The following is a 20,863-nucleotide window of genomic DNA, read 5'->3' as shown; positions in this document are numbered from 1 at the left end:
CAAGAAGAGCCCCCATAGAGGCCCCCAACATCGACTTGATTTCCAGTATGCTGGGTTGACCTCGGTGGAGCTCAGCGACAGAGAATCCTAGTGGTATCAATGAATATAACGGGGTTTTGTTGAATTCGGTAGAGTCTGGGAGAACTTGAGATGGTACGCCCTACAGGATTCGAACCTGTGACCTACGGCTTAGAAGGCCGTTGCTCTATCCAACTGAGCTAAGGGCGCCTTGATGGGATACAGTCGCTTGGCGATGTGGGCTGGATTATACCGGGCATCCCTGATGAGTCAATGAATTGGCGCGCGATTTGGACTGGTCGGCGAATCCCTGAACAACCTTCGTATAGCTCGCTGTTATTCCTGCAAATGAAGCCGGCACATCGGAAGCGATCTCGCAAATCGGACAGTTTCGGCGATATCTGTTTGAGTTTTACCTCCATTGCTGAGTAAGTTATTAGCCATCTCGCCTGCGGGTATCGCTGCAGGTTTCTGTTTCATCCCAGGGCAACCGGCGTAGGAATTACCGCACCGGTTGACGACAGTATCAAGGGCACGTTGGGTGTATGCGTAAAGGGCTACTCGGAATTTACGGTTGGATGCTGCTGGTGGCGCTGTTTGCCTTCAGTTCGGTAAGTATGGCCGCGACGGATCCTGCGCCGGATGGGCAGGAGGAAACCGCGGACAAGGTGAATGTGGATACCGAACTGCTAAAGCTGCAGAAACAGCTTGATGGCATCAAACAACAGGTGTCCGGCGCCACCACTGACGCCAAACTCAATGTATTGAACGATACCACGTTGGGACTGGTCGCCAATGCGGATAAACTCGCCGGCATCCTGACGCCGATGCGTGCGCAATTGCAGGCGCAACTGGACGTTCTGGGGCCGGCGCCGCAGCCGCAGGCCGCCGTGAACGAAACCGCCGAGGTCACGCGTAAGCGCGCCACGCTTAACCAGCAGAAACAGAAACTGGATACGCAGGCCAGTCAGGTGCAGGCGATAAAAACCGGGGCGGAGAACCTGTCGACGCAGATTCTGGCGCTGCGCCGGAATGCGCTGAAAAATCAGTTGGCGCTCAACTCCGGCAGTATTCTTGGCAGCCGCTTTTGGTCACCCATTATCAAGCCGATGCAGGAAGACATCGAGCGGTTATCCGATTTGAAGGATGACCTGAGCGAGGCGTTTATTGCCGCCTGGCAACCCGGATGGCGTTACGGGTCGGCGTTTTTTCTGCTGCTGGCGGCGGCGCTGAGTACGGCGGGGCGAAAGCTACTGGAGAAATATCTGGCGCGGGCGGGCATTCATTTGCTGCCGGAAGGTCGTCTGAGACGCAGTTTTCTGGCTATCGCGGTGGTGTTTTCCACTGTGCTGACGATGGGGTTGGCGGTCCTGCTGGTGGATTATGTTTTCACTCGTCATGGCGATGTGACCGATCGTGCCGAGGGATTCATGGAAAGCCTGGTCCGGCTGGTGGTGTTCTGTTCGATGATTTCCGGGCTTGGGCGGGCTTTTCTTTCCAATAAACGTCCGTCGTGGCGCCTGCCGGCGATTGCCAACCCGGTGGCGCGGGCGATGGAGCCTTTCTCGATTATCGCCACCGGCTTTATCGTTGTTTTTGGGGTAATTGAGCAGATCAATACTATCAGCGGCATTTCGGTGGGGGTGACGATAGTCGGCAACGGCCTGTCGTCACTATTTCTGGCGCTGACATCCGGGGCGATAGCCCTGCGCAGCGATCAGATTCGCCGGCGTATGGTGGAAGCCGGCGAAACGCCTGAAGCGCGCTCAACCCTGTCGGGATTGATTCATCTGGCCGTACTGTTGACCACGCTGGCGGTGCTGGTGTCGCTGCTGATTGGCTATATCTCGCTGGCGCGTTTCCTAACGTATGAACTGGTGTGGGTCGGCATGGTGCTATCCCTGCTGTACTTGTCGACCACTTTTGTGGAAGACGTGTGTGAAAGCCTGTTTTCCCCGGCTTTTGCCAGCGGACGGCAGATCAAACGAACGTTGAATCTGGATGATCGTCATCTGGATCAGGCCGCGGCTATTTTGTCCGCCGGGTTGAAAGTGCTGTTGATTCTGATGGCCGTAGTGGCATTGCTGAATGGCACGTTTGGTTCGACCACGCCGGTTGATCTGGTGCAGAAAGCGGTGGAGATCTGGGGTGGGAAGGGCCTGGAGTCCATCAGTATCGTCCCCGCCCATTTGGTTAATGCCGTGGTCCTGCTGGTTATCGGCATTTACAGCCTGCGCGTATCCCGCCGCTGGCTTGAGCACGAATTCTTTCCGAAAACTACGCTGGAAGCCGGTATCAAGGCTTCTCTGGTGACGCTGTATTCCAATATTGGTTACATCCTGATTATTCTGCTGACGCTGGCGACGCTGGGTATCGAGTGGAGCAAGCTGGCGTGGATTGTCAGCGCCCTGTCGGTCGGGATTGGTTTTGGTTTACAGGAGATCGTGAAGAACTTTATTTCCGGGCTGATTCTGCTGACTGAACGGCCGGTCAAAGTGGGCGATCTGGTTAACATCAGTGGCGTTGAGGGAGATATCCGGCGCATCAATGTGCGCGCTACGGAAATTCAGTTGGGGGATCGTTCTACGGTGATTGTGCCCAACTCCCAGTTTATTTCACAGAATGTGCGCAACATTACCATGGGTAATCCGCAGGGGGTGGCGACACTGGCGCTGACCTTCCCATTGGATATTGATCCGGATGTGGTTAAAAACATTCTGTTGGATGCCTACGACGCGCATGAAAAAATTCTGGAAACCCCGGCGCCGTCGGTGATGTTCAGCCAACTGACCCCAAATGGCATGGTGCTCAGCGTGACCGGATATGTAGGCAGCCCGCGCATGGTGGCGTCGGCCAAAAGCGATCTGTTGTTCGATATCATCAAGCGCCTGAGAACAGAGAGTATTCCGTTGGCGGTGCCGCAGAAAATGGTGCTGGAAAGCAATGTAGATGTTGCTGCGTTGCAGGCGGATGCGTTGCCCAGACAGTAACAGCGGTTGCTGTGTGCGTGCAACACATCACGGCAAACAGAAGCAGACCGGCTTTCATGCTTGGATGACGAGCCGGCCCGCAACGTGAGTGGGTTAACGTGTCTGCGCGTGGGCCATCTCGATGTAGATGTCGCGCAGGCAGCGTGTGACCGGACCTGGTTTGCCGTCACCTACCTGACGACCGTCGATTTTCACGACCGGCAAGACAAATGAGGTAGCGGAAGTGATGAAGATCTCCCGCGCCTGCCAGGCTTCTTCCGGAGTGAATGGGCGTTCTTCTACAGCAATCTGCTGTTGCTCGGCCAGTTTCAGCAGGGACTGACGGGTAATGCCGTGCAGGATGTCGTGACTCAGCGGGCGGGTAACGACGGTATTGTTTTCCAGCACGATATAGCAGTTGCAGGAGGTGCCTTCGGTGACAAAACCGTTTTCGACTAACAGCGCATCGTCTGCCTGATGGGCGTGGGCGTACTCTTTCGCCATACAGGCGGCCAGCAGGCTGACCGTTTTGATATCGCGGCGATGCCAGCGGATATCCGGGCAGGTGACTACGGACAACCCGGTGTCGGCTTTAGGATGATTGATGATCGGACGATCCTGGGTGAACAGGACCAGCGTCGGTCTGACCTCGGCCGACGGAAAGTAGAAATCGCGATCGCCGCCGTTGCCGCGGCTGAGCTGAAGGTAAATCGAGCCTTCCTGCAGGTGGTTTCGTTCAATCAGTTGCTGGTGGATGGTTTTAAGGTCATCGATCGACACCGGCAGAGATAAGGATAGCTCGCGACAGGAACGTTGCAGCCGCACCAGATGCGCATCCAGATCGACCAACCCGCCATTGATGACGGACGTCACCTCATAGACGGCGTCGGCAAACAGAAAACCGCGATCGAACACCGAAATGGTGGCTTGAGATTCCGGCAGGTACTGACCATCAACATAAACACTGCGCTGCATGACAACACTCCTTAATGATGTCGGGCATAAAAACCATGCCGCACTGCCGTATTGATGGGAGGCAATGGCTTCAGGCATGAAAGAAAATTCAGGAATCGGACGGGCAGTTCTGCCGGCAGCAGTCGGAGGCATTGGGGGCAAAGATTGTCGCGCGTCGTAACCGCGCATAAAGATACTGATTTCTTTGATTGGGTGAAAGAGCGTTGCAACAGTCTGTCACAGGAAAAAGGCGGCAAAGAGACGTCGGCGGCGGTTAACCTTGACGCCTCATCAGCAAGCTGAAATGTGGGTGACAAAAAATAATCGCCAGGCGATCTCGACAAGTCTCTGCCAACTGGGATAGGGTGAATAACGGTCCGTTTTGCGGGCCAGGCGTCGCTCGGACGGTCCGGGCGCTCACGTTATCCTGAGGATCCTATGGCTGATTTTAATTCTCCGCGCCGTTTCTCGCGCATCGAACGTCTCCCCCCTTACGTTTTTAATATCACTGCTGAGCTGAAAATGGCCGCCCGTCGTCGGGGTGAGGACATTATTGATTTCAGCATGGGTAACCCGGATGGCCCCACGCCGCCGCACATTGTCGAAAAACTGTGTACGGTGGCCCAGCGTGAAGACACCCACGGTTACTCCACATCGCGCGGTATTCCCCGGTTGCGCCGGGCGATTTCCCGCTGGTATGCCGATCGCTATCAGGTGGATATTGACCCGGAAAGCGAAGCGATTGTCACCATCGGCTCCAAAGAAGGTCTGGCGCATCTGATGCTGGCGACGCTCGATCACGGCGACACCGTGCTGGTGCCCAACCCCAGTTATCCGATCCACATCTATGGCGCGGTGATTGCCGGCGCACAGGTGCGCTCGGTGCCGCTGGTTGACGGCGTTGATTTCTTCAACGAGCTGGAGCGGGCGATCCGCGAAAGTATTCCCAAGCCTAAGATGATGATTCTGGGCTTTCCGTCAAACCCGACCGCACAGTGCGTGGAGCTGGATTTTTTTGAGCGGGTCGTGGCGCTGGCCAAACAGTACGGGGTGCTGGTGGTGCATGATCTGGCGTATGCCGACATCGTTTACGATGGCTGGAAAGCGCCGTCGATTATGCAGGTTCCCGGCGCCAAAGAGATCGCGGTGGAGTTCTTTACGCTGTCGAAAAGCTACAACATGGCGGGCTGGCGCATCGGTTTCATGGTTGGTAACCCGGAGCTGGTGAGCGCCCTGGCGCGTATCAAGAGTTATCACGACTATGGTACGTTCACGCCGTTGCAAGTGGCGGCGATTGCTGCGCTGGAAGGCGATCAGCAGTGCGTGCGCGATATTGCCGAGCAGTACCGTCAGCGTCGTAATGTGCTGGTGCGCGGTCTGCATGAAGCTGGCTGGATGGTGGATGAACCGAAGGCGTCGATGTATGTGTGGGCGAAGATTCCGGACGCCTACGCCCATCTGGGGTCGCTGGAGTTCGCCAAGCGCCTGCTGGCGGAAGCGAAAGTCTGCGTATCGCCCGGTATTGGATTCGGCGATTACGGCGACACGCACGTGCGTTTCGCATTGATTGAAAATCAGGATCGCATTCGGCAGGCGGTGCGCGGCATCAAAGCCATGTTCCGGGCTGACGGGGTGTTGTCCGGCAATAACTTGTTGTCCGGCAGTAAAAAGGGCGAGTAAGCCTGTCGGGCGCACTTGCAGAAATATTTTTCTGATGGTTTGATCACGCAGTCCTTTGCCGCCGCTTGTGGCGGCAAAGGGATAATGATTTGCTAAGCGGATGTCCAATCCGGGCATCCCAGAGATGGAACTTAATTAATAAGACGAGTCGAGTCATGCATGTATCTTCGCTAAAAGTGGTCCTTTTTGGTGTCTGTTGCCTGAGTCTGGCTGCCTGTCAGGCACCGGCGCCGGTGAAAAACACCGCTTCCCGCAGTGCGGCCAGCGTGCCGGCTAATGAGCAAATCAGCCAGTTGGCGTCATTGGTGGCGGCCAGTAAATACCTTCGGGTGCAGTGTGAGCGCAGCGATTTGCCGGATGACGGCACCATCCTGAGAACGGCGGTGAACGTGGCGGCGCAAAAAGGCTGGGATACCAGTCGCTATCAATCTTTGCCGCAATTGAGCGAGAACCTGTATCAGGGGCTGTTGAAAGACGGCACGCCGAAAGCGACGCAGTGCTCTTCATTCAATCGCGCCATGACGCCGTTTCTTGACGCCATGCGCACCGTCCGCTAAGAGAGAAGCAACTGCATGATGTGCAGTTGCTGTGTTATTTCTTCGTTGTTCTGAGCGTTTTTTCCGGTTTTGACGTCGGCTCCGGGTCATTGACCTGTGCGGCGTCAGCGCCCGGTTTCCCGCCCGGCCAATCCTGTAACGAATCCAGAATGAACGCTTCGCCGTTAAAGCTGAAGATCACCATATCCTGCTCAATCTGCTCGATCACTAACCCCTGATACGGGCTGTCGCCTTCCCGGTAGCGTTCTCCGTTCAGGGTCACGCTGCGTTTGTCCGGATCAGATGTATAGACATGCGCGCTGAAAGCGATATAAGGCAGCTCACCGGGTTTGGCCGTTTGCCAGCCGACCGCGGATTTTAGCGGCTTATCTTCCGCTGCGGCATCTGGCGAGGTCGCGGTTTCTCTGTTATCCGTAGCGGCCTGAGGCGGGGGCGTAGCCTCGGCGACTGTTGCTGTTGCAGGCGCGACGATCTTGATCGGCGGGGCGGCAATTGCCGCAGTGGGGACTGAAAGCGAAGGAGGGCTGACATCCGCCCAGCGTTGATGACCAAACCAACCCAGCGCGAACAGCAGCAGCGCGTAGACAACCAGCAAATAACCGGGGATGCGGTAACCGGTCTGGATTGATGATGTCACTTCCGGTGTTTTTTTCACGTTTTACCTCAAACGTTATACAACCTGACGCTCATCCTGAGCGCACCATTACAGATCTTGATGGAGCGTCTGATGCCTCATTTTTCAGGGAATGAGAAGGAATAATCAACGTTTCATCCCATTTATGTGACCTGAATGCCATTTCGACAACATTCTATTACGCTGATCATTAATGCCGGTAAAACTTTGAGGCTGGTCGCAAAAAAAAACCGGCAATATGTTTTAATGAAACGGCGTTTTACTATCATAATGCCGCTGTTTCTGTTTGCCAGTGTGCAAAGAGGCGGTAGTGACAACGGCAGAACGGGTATCGGCATTGGTGCAGGTAGAGCATGGCTAAAGGTGTATGGCAAACATACTATCATCCCATTGCTCAATGGTCGCAACGCAATTATGCCAGTGCGTGTGCGTGAATACCGGCATGATTGTGGTTGGATTAACGTACGGCAGGATGGCAAATAACGGTTGGTGATTAAATGAACCGTTATTAAATATTATTCGTGCGATGTTCGACTCGTTATCGTCCCGCATCCCGGCATAGATAACCGAGGCGTTAGAATTAAGGGACTATGCCTGTAGCTTGTACAGATAATAAGCGTAAGCTCGGTTATTGGGTAGATATACCCAAAATAATTCGAGTTGCAGGAAGGCGGCGACGCAGCGAATCCCCAGGCGCTTACATGAGTAAGTGACTGGGGTGAGTGAGGAAAGCCAACGCATCTGTAACTTGAAGTATGACGGGTATAAATGCCATTTATCGTGTGAATCGGTAATATCCACCATGATATGAAGTAAGTGTGTAAATGAGATGTAATTTTCTTGTGTCGCAGAATATTTTCCCGCTCCTGAGACGCAACGGTAAATGCGAGCATGGCCGATTGCGTCAGGCGTTTATCGGAAAATAGTGGGAAAAATGGTTGCTGACCGGGGGATTGTCTTGTCATTAACCTGAGTTATATTATTGGGCGTTTTAGCCTTATCCGGCACGGTGATATTGCGTGCAGATCGCCTGGCATAAACAGGAAACAGGATGCCTGTCAGCCAGTAACACGATTGCAGACAGGTTGAGTACATGCGTGACGTGACTGGCTGAAAACGGTCGGAACATGAATTTCATGCTGGCGCTCACGGCCTTTCCGGCGAATCGGTTGGCGAGAGAGTAATCCGTTATCCGGGCAGGCGGCTTATATGGCCGGTGCGGCATTAAGACAGCAACAATGCAGAAGCGTCGCTTTCAGGAATGGCTGCCATGCCCCCGAAAACCGGCGCTGTATGGCCCTTATTCCACGTTCGTGAACGTGGCAAGGATAATCGGCGAACACATAGGGATAATGTTTGCAGATGAATATCTCGAAACTGCCACCGCTATCTCCGTCTGTCATCAGACGGATTTTATTTTATCTGCTGATGCTGCTCTTTTGTCAGCAATTGGCCATGATCTTCTGGCGTATTGGTTTACCGGACAATGTGCCGGTCGCCAGCGTGCAGATTACCCCGGCACAGGCCAGACAGCAGCCTGTCACCCTGAATGATTTTACGTTATTCGGCGTTTCTCCCGAGAAAAATAAGACGGGCGCGCTGGATGCGTCGCAAATGAGCAATCTGCCTCCTTCTACGCTGAATCTTTCGCTGACCGGCGTTATGGCTGGCGACGACGATTCCCGTTCTATCGCCATCATCAGCAAAGACAACGAACAGTTCAGTCGCGGCGTCAATGAAGAGGTTCCCGGTTATAACGCCAGAATCGTATCGATCCGGCCGGATAAAGTGGTGCTGCAGTATCAGGGGCGTTATGAAGTGCTGGGATTATACGGTCAGGAGGATAACGGCCAGGACGGCGTCCCTGGCGCGCAGGTCAACGAGCAACTTCAGCAGCGCGCATCCACCACCATGAGCGATTACGTCTCTTTCTCCCCGATCATGAACGACAGCAAGCTGCAGGGCTACCGGTTGAATCCGGGGCCGAAGAGCGATTCATTCTACCGCGTCGGACTTCAGGATAACGACATGGCCGTTGCCCTGAACGGGTTGGATTTACGTGACGAAGAGCAGGCGAAAAAAGCCATGGAACGCATGGCTGATGTGCATAACTTTACCCTGACGGTGGAGCGGGATGGTCAGCGTCAGGATATTTATATGGAATTTGGGGGAGACGAGTAACGTGCTTGGCAAAGGGATCAAAAAAAGCTGGGGGTGGCTGGGGCTAACCGTTCTCCTGCTTGGCTCGCCGTGTGGCTGGGCTGCCGAATTTTCAGCCAGTTTCAAAGGAACCGATATTCAGGAGTTCATCAATACGGTCAGTAAGAACCTGAACAAAACGGTGATTATTGACCCGACGGTTCGCGGCACCATCAGCGTGCGCAGCTACGACATGATGAACGAAGGGCAGTATTACCAGTTTTTCCTTAGCGTGCTGGATGTGTATGGTTTTTCGGTGGTGCCGATGGATAACGGCGTATTGAAAGTCATCCGTTCCAAAGATGCTAAATCGTCTTCCATTCCGCTGGCTAATAACGAACAGCCGGGAATCGGCGACGAATTGGTGACCCGCGTGGTGCCGCTCAACAATGTGGCGGCACGTGATTTGGCTCCGTTGCTGCGTCAGCTCAACGATAACGCCGGCGCCGGCACCGTGGTGCATTATGAGCCGTCCAACGTGCTGTTGATGACCGGGCGCGCCGCGGTCATCAAACGTCTGGTGGATATCGTCAATACGGTGGATAAGACCGGCGATCGTGAAATGGTCACAGTCCCATTGACCTACGCATCGGCGGAAGACGTTGCCAAACTGGTGAACGATCTCAACAAGAGCGATGAGAAGAACGCGTTGCCAAGCACCATGCTGGCTAACGTGGTGGCGGATGGCCGCACCAACTCAGTGGTGGTGAGCGGTGAAGAAAACGCCCGTCAGCGTGCGGTGGAAATGATCCGCCAGCTGGATCGCAAACAGGTGGTGCAGGGCGGAACCAAGGTTATCTACCTCAAGTACGCCAAGGCGCTGGATCTGATAGAAGTGTTGGCCGGCAACGGCACCAGCGGCAACCGCAATTCGTCGTCGAATGCGTCGCGGCCGTCATCGCCGCGTTCCAGCAGTAGCTCAAACAGCAACAGCAACTCCGGTTCGTCCAGCAACTCGTCTTCCGGCAGTTCGTCTTCGTCGTCCAGTTCCAGTATGGGATTTGGCTCCGCGTTTGGTTCGACCAGCAGCTCGGGCGGCCGCACTATCACGATTCAGGGCAAAGAAGTGACGGTTCGCGCCCATGATCAGACCAACTCGCTGATCATTACCGCGCCGCCCGATATCATGCGGGACCTGGAGCAGGTGATCAATCAACTGGATATTCGCCGTCCGCAGGTACTGGTGGAAGCGATCATCGCCGAAATTCAGGATGCCGACGGGTTGAATCTGGGGATCCAGTGGGCCAACAAGCGTGCTGGCATGACCCAGTTCACCAACACGGGCATACCGATTTCAACGGCGGTGATCGGAACCGATCAGTTCCGCAGCGACGGTACGTTGACGACGGCGTATGCCAGCGCACTCAGCAGCTTCAACGGCATTACCGCCGGTTTTTATCGCGGCAACTGGTCAATGTTGCTGACCGCGCTGTCCAGCGACAGCAAAAACGATGTACTGGCGACGCCGAGCATTGTGACGCTGGATAACATGGAAGCGACCTTTAATGTGGGTCAGGAAGTGCCGGTACTGACCGGTTCGCAAACCACATCGGCCGATAACATTTTCAATACCGTCGAGCGTAAGACCGTCGGTATCAAGCTGCGGGTAAAACCGCAGATCAACGAAGGCGATTCGGTGTTGCTGCAAATTGAGCAGGAAGTCTCCAGCGTGGCGGACAGCAACAGTAGTACCAACAGTTCGCTGGGCGTGACTTTTAATACCCGCACCGTGAACAATGCGGTGATGGTCACCAATGGCGAAACTGTGGTCGTGGGCGGCCTGCTCGATAAAACCGCCGTTGAAACCAATAACAAGGTACCGTTGCTGGGCGATATTCCGTGGCTGGGCAGCCTGTTTCGTTCGAAAAGTCAGACGGTGAGCAAACGCAACCTGATGCTGTTTTTACGTCCGAGCATTATTCGTGACCCAAGACAGTTCCAGGAAGCGTCGATCAACAAATACCGTTCTTTCAACAATGAACAGCAGCAGCAACGCGGCGAAGGCAACGGCGTGCTGGACAACAATACCCTGCGTTTGTCCGGTGGCAACACGTACACCTTCCGTCAGGTACAATCGTCCATCTCCGCCTTTTATCAGCCGGAGGGGCGATGAGCGATCAGCCTGTCAACACGCCTGAACTGCGACCGGTGCTGCCGTTTGCCTTTGCCCGGGCGCAGCAGATTCTGTTGTTGCAGGATGAATCGGCTACGGCGGCGGAAGTGGTGTGCGTGCCCGACACGCCCGCGCCGGCGTTGCTGGAAGCGCGCCGGGTCGCCGGGGTGCCGTTGACGGTGAGTCAGGTCAGCCCGGAAGAGTTTGAGCGGCAACTGGTGATGCGCTATCAGCGCGATTCCGAAGAGGCGCGCCGCCTGATGGAGGACATCGGCAACGATATTGATTTCTACACGCTGGCGGAAGAGCTGCCGGACAGCGACGATTTGCTGGATGGCGAAGATGACGCGCCGATCATTCGACTGATCAACGCCATGCTCACCGAAGCCATCAAGCACAAGGCCTCGGATATCCATATCGAAACCTTTGAACGTCACCTGTTAATCCGGTTTCGTATCGATGGCGTGCTGCGGGAAATCCTGCGGCCGCAGCGTCAGCTGGCGTCATTGCTGGTTTCCCGTATCAAAGTTATGGCCAAGCTGGATATCGCCGAAAAGCGTGTCCCGCAGGATGGCCGCATGGCGCTGCGCATTGGCGGCCGCGCTATTGACGTGCGTGTGTCGACCCTGCCTTCCAACTACGGCGAGCGCGTCGTGTTGCGTCTGCTCGACAAGAACAGCGTTCGGCTGGATCTGGAAGCGTTGGGGATGGCCGAACACAACCGTCGCCAACTGGATACGTTGATCCACCGTCCGCACGGCATCATTCTGGTGACCGGGCCTACCGGCTCGGGGAAAAGTACCACCCTGTATGCGGCGCTGAGCCGTCTCAATTCCGCCGAACGCAACATTATGACGGTGGAAGACCCGATTGAATACGAGCTGGAAGGCATCGGGCAGACCCAGGTCAACCCTAAGGTCGATATGACCTTCGCCCGTGGTTTGCGCGCGATTCTGCGTCAGGACCCGGATGTGGTGCTGGTGGGGGAAATTCGTGACGGCGAAACCGCGCAGATCGCGGTACAGGCGTCGTTGACCGGCCATCTGGTGCTGTCCACGCTGCATACCAACAGCGCGCTGGGCGCGTTGTCCCGTCTACAGGATATGGGTATCGAGCCGTTTCTGTTGTCCACATCGCTGTTGGGGGTGCTGGCGCAGCGGCTGGTACGTACGCTGTGCCCGTCCTGCCGTCAGCCTTATGTCCTCAACGACGAACAGGCGCAGCAGACCGGTCTGGCGGCGGGGACCACGCTCTACCATCCCGGCGGCTGTGAAAAGTGCAACTACAGCGGTTACCGCGGCCGTACCGGCATCCATGAACTGCTGCTGATCGACGATACGGTGCGCAACGCCATTCATCACGGCGAAAGTGAACTGGGTATCGCCCGGATGCTGGGCGACAAGCGGGTTACGATTCGTCAGGACGGGCTGGATAAGGTTCTGGCGGGCATCACCACCTGGGAAGAAGTGGTGCGTGTAACGAAAGAGGAATGACATGGCGCTGTTCCAGTATCAGGCATTGAACGCCCAGGGAAAGAAAAGTCAGGGCATGCAGGAAGCGGATTCTGCTCGTCACGCACGTCAGTTGCTGCGTGAAAAGGGACTGGTGCCGGTCAAAATTGAGGAACAGCGCGGCGAAGTGACTACCCGCAGCGGCTTCTCTCTGTCGTTGCGCCGTTCGCATCGCATTAGCGCCAGCGATCTGGCGTTGCTGACCCGTCAACTGGCGACGCTGGTGGCGGCGGCATTGCCGCTGGAAGAGGCGCTGGACGCCGTGGCGAAACAGAGCGAAAAGCCGAAGCTAAGCGCGCTGATGGCGGCGGTGCGCGCCAAAGTGGTGGAAGGGCATTCGCTGGCCGAGGCGATGGGCAATTTCCCCGGCAGTTTCGAGCGTCTGTATTGCGCTATGGTGGCGGCGGGCGAGGCATCCGGCCATCTGGATGCGGTGCTGAACCGGCTGGCGGATTACACCGAGCAGCGCCAGCAGATGCGCAGCCGTATCCAACAGGCGATGATTTATCCTTGCGTGTTGACCCTGGTGGCGATTTCGGTGGTGTCTATCCTGCTGTCCGCCGTGGTGCCCAAGGTGGTCGAGCAGTTTATCCACATGAAGCAGGCGCTGCCGCTGTCCACGCGGTTGCTGATGGGCGTCAGCGACGCGGTGAGAGCCTATGGGCCTTGGGTGATTTTATTGCTGGTGATGGCGGTGATGGGGCTGCGCGTGTTGCTACGGCAGGAAAAGCACCGTCTCGTCTTCCATCGGCGTTTGTTGTTCCTTCCCTTGATCGGGCGTATTGCGCGGGGGCTTAACACCGCCCGTTACGCCCGCACCCTGAGCATTCTTAATTCCAGCGCCGTGCCGCTGTTGCAGGCGATGCGCATCAGCGGCGATGTGCTGACCAACGATTACGCCCGCTTCCGGCTGGGGCAGGCGACCGATGCGGTGCGTGAAGGCGTGAGCCTGCACAAGGCGCTGGAGCAGACGTCGCTGTTTCCGCCGATGATGCGTCACATGATCGCCAGCGGCGAGCGCAGCGGCGAACTGGATGGCATGCTGACCCGCGCGGCGGATAATCAGGATCGCGAGTTCAGCGCCCAGATGACGCTGGCGCTGGGGTTGTTTGAACCGCTGCTGGTCGTCAGCATGGCCGGCATTGTGTTGTTTATCGTGCTGGCGATTCTCCAGCCGATCCTGCAGTTGAATACCCTGATGAGTATGTAGCGAAGATTGATACGTTTAATGAGGTAACGAAAAGATGGAACGACGTCAGCGAGGTTTTACCCTGTTGGAAATCATGGTGGTCATCGTCATTCTCGGCGTACTGGCCAGTCTGGTTGTCCCGAACCTGATGGGCAACAAAGAAAAAGCCGACAGGCAGAAAGCCATCAGCGACATAGTCGCGCTGGAGAGCGCGCTGGATATGTACAAGCTGGACAACAGCCGTTACCCGACGACTGAGCAAGGGCTGGGGGCGCTGGTGAAAAAACCGACCACGCCGCCGGAACCACGCAATTACCCCCAGGATGGTTATATCCGCCGCTTGCCGCAGGACCCGTGGGGCGCGGAATACCAGTTGGTCAGCCCCGGCCGTCACGGCAAGGTGGACGTGTTCTCCTACGGTCCGGATGGTATGCCGGATACGGATGACGACATCGGTAACTGGAATGTCGGCAACGGCGCGCACAACAACGGTAGTAACGGTAACGGGAACCCCTGATCGTGCGTCAGCGGGGATTTACGCTGCTGGAGATCATGCTGGTGGTGTTGCTGGCCGGTGTGGCCGCCACGCTGGTGATGATGGCGATTCCTGCGCCTAAGCAGCAGGACAGCGGCTGGCAAATCGCCCGCTTCAAGGCGCAACTGCAGTATGCGGTGGAGGACAGTCAGATGAATGACCATATTCTGGGCATTTATATTCAACCTCGCCGCTGGCAATACGCGTTGCTGCAACGTCAGGTGGTGGAGAATTCTCCGGAAGATCAGCAACGCCTGCGTTATGTCTGGGTACCCTGGCAGCCGTACCGGATGTCCTCGCCCAGCGAGTTACCGGATGGCTTTCAGATCGAGCTGTCCACGCAGGTGGGAGCCGCGGGGGATGGCGCCGGGTTTTCGCCGGGCAATGGCGACCCGCACATCCTGATCCTGCCGGGCGGCGAAGTCACGCCATTTCGTCTGACTTTGCATAATGGCAGTAGTTCCGCCTGGCTGCAGGTGGATACCAATGGTCGGGTGCAAACGTCGCCGGAAGCGGAGCAGTAAGGGATGAAACAGCAGGGAATGACGTTGCTCGAAGTGATGGTGGCGCTGGTGATTTTCGCGCTGGCCGGACTGACGGTGCTGAAAACGACCGCACAGCAGGCGAACGGGCTTGGTCGGCTGGAAGAGAAAACTTTTGCGCTCTGGATTGCGGAAAACCAGCAGGCGGCGATGCGGCTGGAAAAACAGTGGCCGCAGACGCAATGGGTAGACGGTGAAGTCAATTTTGCCGGCTCGCTCTGGTTCTGGCGTATTCAGGGCGTGGCAACGGCGGATACGCGAGTGCGAGCGGTAGATGTTGAAGTTCGTCATGAGCGCGACAGCCGGGCCGCCGATGCCGTATTGCGCAGCTATCAGGTTCAGCCGGGAGAACCCGCGCAGTGAAACGGCCAGACTGCGGATTTACCCTGCTGGAAGTGATGCTGGCGCTGGCGATTTTCGCCGCGCTCAGCCTGGCCGCTTCGCAGGTGATGAATGGCGTGATGCGCAATGACGAGGCTTCGGCGCGTAAAGAGGCCCGTCTGGCGGAGTTGCAACGGGCTTTTTCCCTGATGGAGCGAGATTTTTCGCAGATCGTTCCCCGCCGCAGTCAGGGCTATGAACTGGGGTTTTACGCCGAGCGCTATCAATTAAGCAGCGCCGACTGGGCGGTCAGTTTCATCCGCAATGGCTGGCTCAATCCGCTGGGTATTATGCCGCGCTCTGAACTGCAACGCGTTGGGTACCGCTTGCGCGGCGATACGCTGGAACGGCTGTTTTATGATTCTTCCGAGCCGCTGTCTACGCAGGAGGCGGCGATACGTCCGGTGTTAACCGGCGTGACCGGGTTTGTATTGCGCTTTTTCGGCAAGGATGGCTGGCAGGATCGCTGGGACGATCCGGCTCATCTGCCGCAAGGCATTGCGATTGTCGTTACCTTGCGGGACTACGGTGAGATTACCCGCGTGTTCCTGGTGACGCCGCGCTATGTGGAGGCGCAGCGCAAGGGCGGCCCGAATGGCAATAATGGCGATGAGAACAAGGACGAGAACAGTCAGGATCAGCCGCCGCAGGAAAATACCGATTCGTCCGGCGAGCAGAATCAGGCATCGCCGGACGACAACGGCGGAGGTGACTCATGAGTCGTCGGCAACGCGGCGTCGCCCTGTTGATTGTGATGCTGATGCTGGCGTTGATGGTCACCATCGCCGCGTCGATTACAGAGCGCAGCGGCAAGGCGTGGCAACGCACCAGCAATTTGCTCAACCGTACGCAGGCTCGCTGGTATGCGCTGGGCGCGGAGGCGTTGATTTCCAGTTCGCTGCAGCGTGACGCTCAGGCATCGCCGGAAAGCACCTTTATCGGTCAGCCCTGGTCGAAGGTGGATCACCAGATGATGGCGGATGGCAGCGAAATTCGTGCGCAGGTGCTGGACGGTCAGGCGTGTCTCAATCTTAACGCGCTCAGTCCGGCCAAAAAACCGATGCCCAATAGCGCATCCGGTAATAACAATAATGGTAATAACAATACCAACAGCAACGCCGGCAGCGGTAATACCGACACCAACAATCAAAGCCCGCCTTCCAAAGGCGGTAATCCTGAGCAGGGGCCTTATGCCGCTCAGGTATTTCGGCAGCTGCTGATGGTGCTGGGCGAAGATCCGAAGCAGGCCGAGCGCGTAACGGATGCGGTGCGCGACTGGATCGACGAGGATAGCGAACCGTTGATGAACGGCGCGGAAGACGACAGCTATGTCAACTTTCATCCCGGCAACCAGCGTATGACGGACGTCACGGAACTGCGGGCGGTCATGGGCGTGGATGCGGCGCTGTACCGCCGCTTGCTGCCTTATGTGTGCGTGTTGCCGGTGGACAAGCTGGTTGTCAACGTCAATACCCTGACGCCAGAGAGCGCGCCATTGCTGTCGGCGCTGTTCATGGGGGAGATGAGCGTGGAAGCGGCCGAGCGCGTTTTGCTGCAACGTCCGCCTCAGGGATGGCGCAATCTTAATGAATTTATGGGGCTGTCGCCACTGCCGGAAAACGCTAAAACCGGCGTCCGCCAGGTGCTGGCGATCAAGAGCGACTGGTTCTTCGCCGACATTCAGATACGGGTGGACGACAGTGAATTCTATCAACGCAGTCTGTTTCATCGTGGCAAGCAGATTGAGGTGGTACAACGTCAGTACGGGGGATATAGGACGGTGAACCCATGAACAGGGCCGAGAACGTCAGCGGCAAACAACAGCTGATTCTGCGGTTGTCCGCAGAGACTTCAGACAGCCTGGAATGGCTGATCTGGTCTGTCAGCCGCCACCAGACCCTGACGCAGGGCAACGGAACGCTGGAGCGTCTTCAGACGGTGCTGGCGGATTATCCGGTGATGTCGGTGCGGGTGCTGGTGCCGTCGACCGACGTCACGTTTCATAGCCTGTCGTTGCCGCGTCAGTCGCGCCGACAATTGCTGCAAGCCATTCCGTTTATGCTGGAAGAGCAGGTGGCGAGCGATATCGACCAACTGCATTTTGCCGTCATGGAGATGCAAGGGGATAACGCGACCGTCGCGGTGGTGCAGAAATCACGACTGCGGTCATGGCTGAACCTGTGTGAGACATTGGGCGTGCCGGTAGAGACGGTTGTGCCGGATGTGATGGCGCTGCCGCGGGCCGACAGCGCCTGGAGCGCCATCAGCCATCAGAATCTGTGGCTGTTCCGGTTGGATACCGGTATTGGCATGGCGGCGGAAGATAGCTGGTATCAGTCGCTGCTGGCCGGTTTTCAGCCGTTGCCCGCCGTGCACTGCTATAGTCCGGTGCCTGCGTCGGCTTTGACCTGGCAACCGCAACCGGTGACGGATTTGCTGACGCTGGCCGCGCAGGCCAGCCTGCCGATGAGTATGGATCTGCGACAGGGCGAATACGCGCCAGTGAAACCCTGGAAACAGGCGGTACTGCCGTGGCGCAATGTGCTGATCGCCTTGTTCGCCTGGCTGCTGCTGGTGCTGGGCGAGTCGGTCTGGACCCATTACCAGTTGTATCGTCAGGCGGATTACTGGCGTCAGGAGAGTGTGCGGATGTACCGCAAACTGTTTCCGGACGAGAAACAGGTGGTGAACCCGCGTGCGCAGATGCAACGTCATTTGCAGGAGGCGCGTTCCGGCATGAGCGGCTTTGCGCTGACGGAACAGATGAACCGGTTGCAGCAATTGGTGGCGCAGAATGACGGCGTGTCGCTGCAATCGCTATCGTACGATCGCAGCCGTGATGAACTGCGCCTCAGCCTGCGTGCGACGTCTTATGCGCAGATGGAACAGTTCCGCCAGCAGGCTCAGGCCTATTTCCAGATCCCGCCGGGTGAAATGAAGCAGGAAAAAGACCATGTGGAAGGCCAGTTAACCCTGAGGAGTCAGCCATGAATGAATTGCGTCGTCGCTGGCAGATAATGAGCCAGCGCGAACGGATGATGACGCTGGCGTGCGGCGGTCTGGTGCTGTTGTGCCTGCTGTATTATTTGTGCTGGGCGCCGTGGCAGGAGCAGGCGCGGCAGTGGCGGATGACTATTGACCGCGAGCGCCAGACCGTGCGCTGGATGCAGCAACAGGCGCCGCGTTTGCCGCCGACGGAGGGCGCGCGGCGGCAGATCGCCGGGCGGGACATCAGCCTGACGGTGCTGGTGCCGCAAAGCGCGGCCCGCTACGGCATCACCGTGCTGCGTATGCAGCCGCAGGAGTCGCAGGTGTCGGTGACGCTGGCCCGTAGCGATTTTAATAATCTGCTGCACTGGCTGGCAGAACTGGAGCAGAAAAACGGCGTGATCACCCAGGGACTGGATGTCACGGCAGTTCCCAACAGCGCCGGTATGGTGGAGGTGACCCGGTTGTCACTGGAGCGGGTGCTGTAACCGGCGAAACGGTCAGCCTGTCTGACGCTAAACGGCAGGCTGGGCTTGATGCCGCCGCCGACAATCAACCAGTCTGCGCGCCGGCGCGCAAAAAACGATGTCTGTGATTCACCGGTCTGGCACGGGCTGGCGTCTTGTGTCAGCATACCGGGCCATCAGGGATCGGGATGGGAGAACAACATGGATCTGATCGCCTTTGCCAGCGCATTTCCGCGTATCTGGCTGACGGCGTTGTTATTGCTGGGGCTGATTACCGGTAGTTTTCTCAACGTGGTGATCCACCGACTGCCGGTGATGCTGGAAAGGCGCTGGCAGCAGGAAGCGCGTTTTCAGCTCGGTCAGCCCGTTGGCGCGCCGTCTTCCCGTTATGACCTTTGCTGGCCGCCATCGTCCTGTCCTCATTGTCATCAACGACTGCGTGTGCGCGACAACATTCCGCTGCTGAGCTGGATATGGCTACGCGGGCGCGCCCATTGCTGTGGCGGCGCGATATCCTGGCGCTATCCGCTGATTGAGTTGCTGTCCGGGTTATCGTTTCTGTTGGCCGGGCTGCTTTGGCAGCCGGGGCTGGCGTTGCTGGGGGCGTTGTTGTGCTTCGGCATGCTGCTGACGCTGGCGGCTATCGACGCCCGAACCCAGTTACTGCCGGATGTCATGACCCTCCCGCTGCTATGGGGCGGTTTGCTGTTTAATCTGGCGGATACCTTTGTGCCGCTTGAGCAGGCCGTGGTCGGCGCGATGGCGGGCTATCTGTCGCTGTGGCTGATTTACTGGGCATTTCGTCTGCTGAGCGGGCGTGAAGCGCTGGGGCAGGGGGATTTCAAATTACTGGCCGCGCTGGGCGCCTGGCTGGGCTGGCAGGCGCTGCCGAATCTGGTGTTGATTGCCTCGTTGTCTGGATTGGTGGCGACACTGTTGTGGCGGCGCGTGCGCCGTATCAACATGCAGCAGCCGCTGGCGTTTGGCCCCTGGCTGGCGGTGGGCGGCGCAATCAGTCTGGTGCTGAATGTGCTGGGAGGCTGGAGTCACTGAGCCGTCACCGGTCGTTGCCGGGCGGCGTTGATCATCGGAAATCCCCATAAAAAACAGGCTGGCAGAGTGGCGCCAGCCTGTCGTTTGTTCGTCTTTCGTGTGTGCCTGATAATTATTTTTTGTTGTTGCCCCGACAGGAGCCGCCTGTCGAAGTGGATGGTGAAATACCGTCAGGGTTATTCCAGCATCAGTAAAAAAGTGCCTACCCACAAAAACAGAATAAATGAAACTCCCATGAACAAGTACTTCACTGATTTCTCTCCAGCAGTATCACGCCAGCAATGATTCCGATTGTGCGTTTCACCGTTCGGGAACTGCCTGGTTCTGAGCCGTTCCCCCAGCCATCGCTGCCATTTGCAGACAGATGACGGAATCGGCGCTAAATCTACGCTGGGTCAGGGGCGAAATTCAAGAGGAATGGCTTTAAATCCGATGGGGATAGCATTAAAAAGCATTGACGGCACGCTGCCCGCCATGCGAAAGGCAGCGGTTTGCCGATGTTGAGAACAACGGATCAGATTATGCCGACAAACACCATTTTTGAGCAGTTGTGCCAGCGCCTTGAACAGGAGCGGGCGCGTTATCGGGTCGTGCATCACGACAGCGCCGGGCGCTCGGAGGAGGTGGCGCGGATACGCGGCACCGAACTGGGGCAGGGGGCCAAGGCGCTGGTCTGCCATGTCAAGGGTAATGGCCTGCGCCAGCATGTGCTGGCGGTATTGCCGGCAGACCAACAGGCGGATTTAACCCGTCTGGCGCAGGCGTTGGGCGGCACCCGCGCGTCGCTGGCCAGTCCGGCGGAGGTCGACGCCCTAACGCACTGTGTGTTCGGCGCCATTCCGCCATTCAGTTTTCATGCTGATTTGCTGCTGGTGGCCGACCCGATGCTGTTTACCCGCTTTGATGAACTGGCGTTTAATGCGGGATCGCTGACCTGCTCGGTGATTCTTAATACCGACGATTACCGGCGTATCGCCAGCCCGCGCGAGCTGGCGTTTTCCCGCCTATCCGGGTAGGCCAAAAAGAGACGCCTCAGCAGGTGTCTGGTGTAAAAAGCACAATAACTCAGCCGG

At 57.2% G+C, this 20,863-nt stretch carries 20 protein-coding genes and 1 tRNA gene; 17 read left to right on the top strand and 4 right to left on the bottom strand.

Annotation, left to right across the window (positions count from 1 at the left end; all coding sequences use genetic code 11):
- Nucleotides 1–151: 151 nt before the first annotated feature.
- A tRNA-Arg gene (locus tag DXXMK7_RS14575) sits at nt 152–228 on the bottom strand.
- Between the two features lie 335 nt (nt 229–563).
- On the opposite strand from DXXMK7_RS14575, the gene DXXMK7_RS14570 reads away from it, so the two are divergent.
- The gene (locus tag DXXMK7_RS14570; RefSeq protein WP_038919727.1) at nt 564–3,008 is read left to right on the top strand and encodes a DUF3772 domain-containing protein; all 2,445 of its coding nucleotides are present in this window, start codon (nt 564–566) and stop codon (nt 3,006–3,008) included.
- 93 nt (nt 3,009–3,101) lie between these two features.
- On the opposite strand, the gene DXXMK7_RS14565 is transcribed toward DXXMK7_RS14570, so the two are convergent.
- Nucleotides 3,102–3,962 carry a D-amino-acid transaminase gene (locus DXXMK7_RS14565; protein WP_038919726.1) on the bottom strand — a complete coding sequence of 287 codons (861 nt, stop codon included), beginning with the start codon at nt 3,960–3,962 and terminating at the stop codon, nt 3,102–3,104.
- A gap of 417 nt (nt 3,963–4,379) precedes the next feature.
- On the opposite strand from DXXMK7_RS14565, the gene alaC reads away from it, so the two are divergent.
- Both alaC and outS read left to right on the top strand, forming a co-directional pair.
- Nucleotides 4,380–5,621 carry an alanine transaminase gene (gene alaC, locus DXXMK7_RS14560; protein WP_038919725.1) on the top strand — a complete coding sequence of 414 codons (1,242 nt, stop codon included), beginning with the start codon at nt 4,380–4,382 and terminating at the stop codon, nt 5,619–5,621.
- 155 nt (nt 5,622–5,776) lie between these two features.
- Complete coding sequence (outS, locus tag DXXMK7_RS14555) at nt 5,777–6,178, top strand: GspS family T2SS pilot lipoprotein variant OutS (RefSeq protein ID WP_038919724.1); 402 nt, start codon at nt 5,777–5,779, stop codon at nt 6,176–6,178.
- Between the two features lie 34 nt (nt 6,179–6,212).
- On the opposite strand, the gene gspB is transcribed toward outS, so the two are convergent.
- Complete coding sequence (gspB, locus tag DXXMK7_RS14550) at nt 6,213–6,833, bottom strand: type II secretion system assembly factor GspB (protein ID WP_038919722.1); 621 nt, start codon at nt 6,831–6,833, stop codon at nt 6,213–6,215.
- Nucleotides 6,834–6,968: 135 nt separating this feature from the next.
- On the opposite strand from gspB, the gene DXXMK7_RS14545 reads away from it, so the two are divergent.
- The 13 genes from DXXMK7_RS14545 (at nt 6,969) to DXXMK7_RS14485 (ending at nt 19,790) form a co-directional block, all read left to right on the top strand.
- Nucleotides 6,969–7,295, top strand: a complete 327-nt coding sequence (locus tag DXXMK7_RS14545; RefSeq protein WP_038919721.1) for a hypothetical protein — start codon at nt 6,969–6,971, stop codon at nt 7,293–7,295.
- An 879-nt stretch (nt 7,296–8,174) separates the two neighbouring features.
- The gene (gene gspC / locus DXXMK7_RS14540) at nt 8,175–8,993 is read left to right on the top strand and encodes a type II secretion system protein GspC (RefSeq protein WP_038919720.1); all 819 of its coding nucleotides are present in this window, start codon (nt 8,175–8,177) and stop codon (nt 8,991–8,993) included.
- A 1-nt stretch (nt 8,994) separates the two neighbouring features.
- A complete protein-coding gene (gene gspD, locus DXXMK7_RS14535; protein ID WP_038919718.1) occupies nt 8,995–11,124 on the top strand; it encodes a type II secretion system secretin GspD in 2,130 nt (709 codons plus the stop codon).
- Nucleotides 11,121–12,617, top strand: coding sequence for a type II secretion system ATPase GspE (gspE, locus tag DXXMK7_RS14530; protein WP_038919717.1), 1,497 nt, complete (start codon nt 11,121–11,123; stop codon nt 12,615–12,617). The genes gspD and gspE overlap by 4 nt, the downstream gene beginning before the upstream one ends.
- Before the next feature lies 1 nt (nt 12,618).
- A complete protein-coding gene (gspF, locus tag DXXMK7_RS14525) occupies nt 12,619–13,845 on the top strand; it encodes a type II secretion system inner membrane protein GspF (RefSeq protein WP_038919716.1) in 1,227 nt (408 codons plus the stop codon).
- A gap of 34 nt (nt 13,846–13,879) precedes the next feature.
- The gene (gene gspG / locus DXXMK7_RS14520; protein ID WP_038667257.1) at nt 13,880–14,341 is read left to right on the top strand and encodes a type II secretion system major pseudopilin GspG; all 462 of its coding nucleotides are present in this window, start codon (nt 13,880–13,882) and stop codon (nt 14,339–14,341) included.
- A gap of 2 nt (nt 14,342–14,343) precedes the next feature.
- Nucleotides 14,344–14,883, top strand: a complete 540-nt coding sequence (gene gspH, locus DXXMK7_RS14515; RefSeq protein WP_038919715.1) for a type II secretion system minor pseudopilin GspH — start codon at nt 14,344–14,346, stop codon at nt 14,881–14,883.
- A gap of 3 nt (nt 14,884–14,886) precedes the next feature.
- Nucleotides 14,887–15,264, top strand: a complete 378-nt coding sequence (gspI, locus tag DXXMK7_RS14510; RefSeq protein WP_038667263.1) for a type II secretion system minor pseudopilin GspI — start codon at nt 14,887–14,889, stop codon at nt 15,262–15,264.
- Entirely contained in the window at nt 15,261–16,001 is a 741-nt protein-coding gene (gspJ, locus tag DXXMK7_RS14505; RefSeq protein WP_038919714.1) for a type II secretion system minor pseudopilin GspJ, read from the top strand. The genes gspI and gspJ overlap by 4 nt, the downstream gene beginning before the upstream one ends.
- Nucleotides 15,998–17,074 (top strand): type II secretion system minor pseudopilin GspK, encoded by a 1,077-nt coding sequence (gene gspK / locus DXXMK7_RS14500; protein ID WP_038919712.1) that lies wholly within the window; start codon nt 15,998–16,000, stop codon nt 17,072–17,074. The genes gspJ and gspK overlap by 4 nt, the downstream gene beginning before the upstream one ends.
- Nucleotides 17,071–18,273 carry a type II secretion system protein GspL gene (gspL, locus tag DXXMK7_RS14495; protein WP_038919711.1) on the top strand — a complete coding sequence of 401 codons (1,203 nt, stop codon included), beginning with the start codon at nt 17,071–17,073 and terminating at the stop codon, nt 18,271–18,273. Before gspK ends, gspL begins: the two co-directional genes overlap by 4 nt.
- Nucleotides 18,270–18,758: a type II secretion system protein GspM gene (gene gspM / locus DXXMK7_RS14490; RefSeq protein WP_038919710.1), complete on the top strand. Its 489-nt coding sequence runs from the start codon at nt 18,270–18,272 to the stop codon at nt 18,756–18,758. Before gspL ends, gspM begins: the two co-directional genes overlap by 4 nt.
- A gap of 180 nt (nt 18,759–18,938) precedes the next feature.
- Nucleotides 18,939–19,790, top strand: coding sequence for an A24 family peptidase (locus tag DXXMK7_RS14485; RefSeq protein ID WP_038921062.1), 852 nt, complete (start codon nt 18,939–18,941; stop codon nt 19,788–19,790).
- 176 nt (nt 19,791–19,966) lie between these two features.
- Here the strand turns inward: DXXMK7_RS14485 and ypdK are convergent, their stop codons facing one another.
- Nucleotides 19,967–20,041, bottom strand: coding sequence for a membrane protein YpdK (gene ypdK / locus DXXMK7_RS23285; protein WP_099327210.1), 75 nt, complete (start codon nt 20,039–20,041; stop codon nt 19,967–19,969).
- A 270-nt stretch (nt 20,042–20,311) separates the two neighbouring features.
- On the opposite strand from ypdK, the gene DXXMK7_RS14480 reads away from it, so the two are divergent.
- Entirely contained in the window at nt 20,312–20,806 is a 495-nt protein-coding gene (locus DXXMK7_RS14480) for a YbaK/prolyl-tRNA synthetase associated domain-containing protein (RefSeq protein ID WP_038919708.1), read from the top strand.
- The last annotated feature ends 57 nt before the right edge of the window (nt 20,807–20,863 follow it).

It is taken from the genome of Dickeya sp. MK7 (genome assembly GCF_000406305.1).
GTDB classification, from domain to species: Bacteria; Pseudomonadota; Gammaproteobacteria; order Enterobacterales; family Enterobacteriaceae; genus Dickeya; species Dickeya fangzhongdai.
Note: the sequence above shows the minus strand (reverse complement) of the source record. Positions and strands in the feature narration are given on the sequence as shown.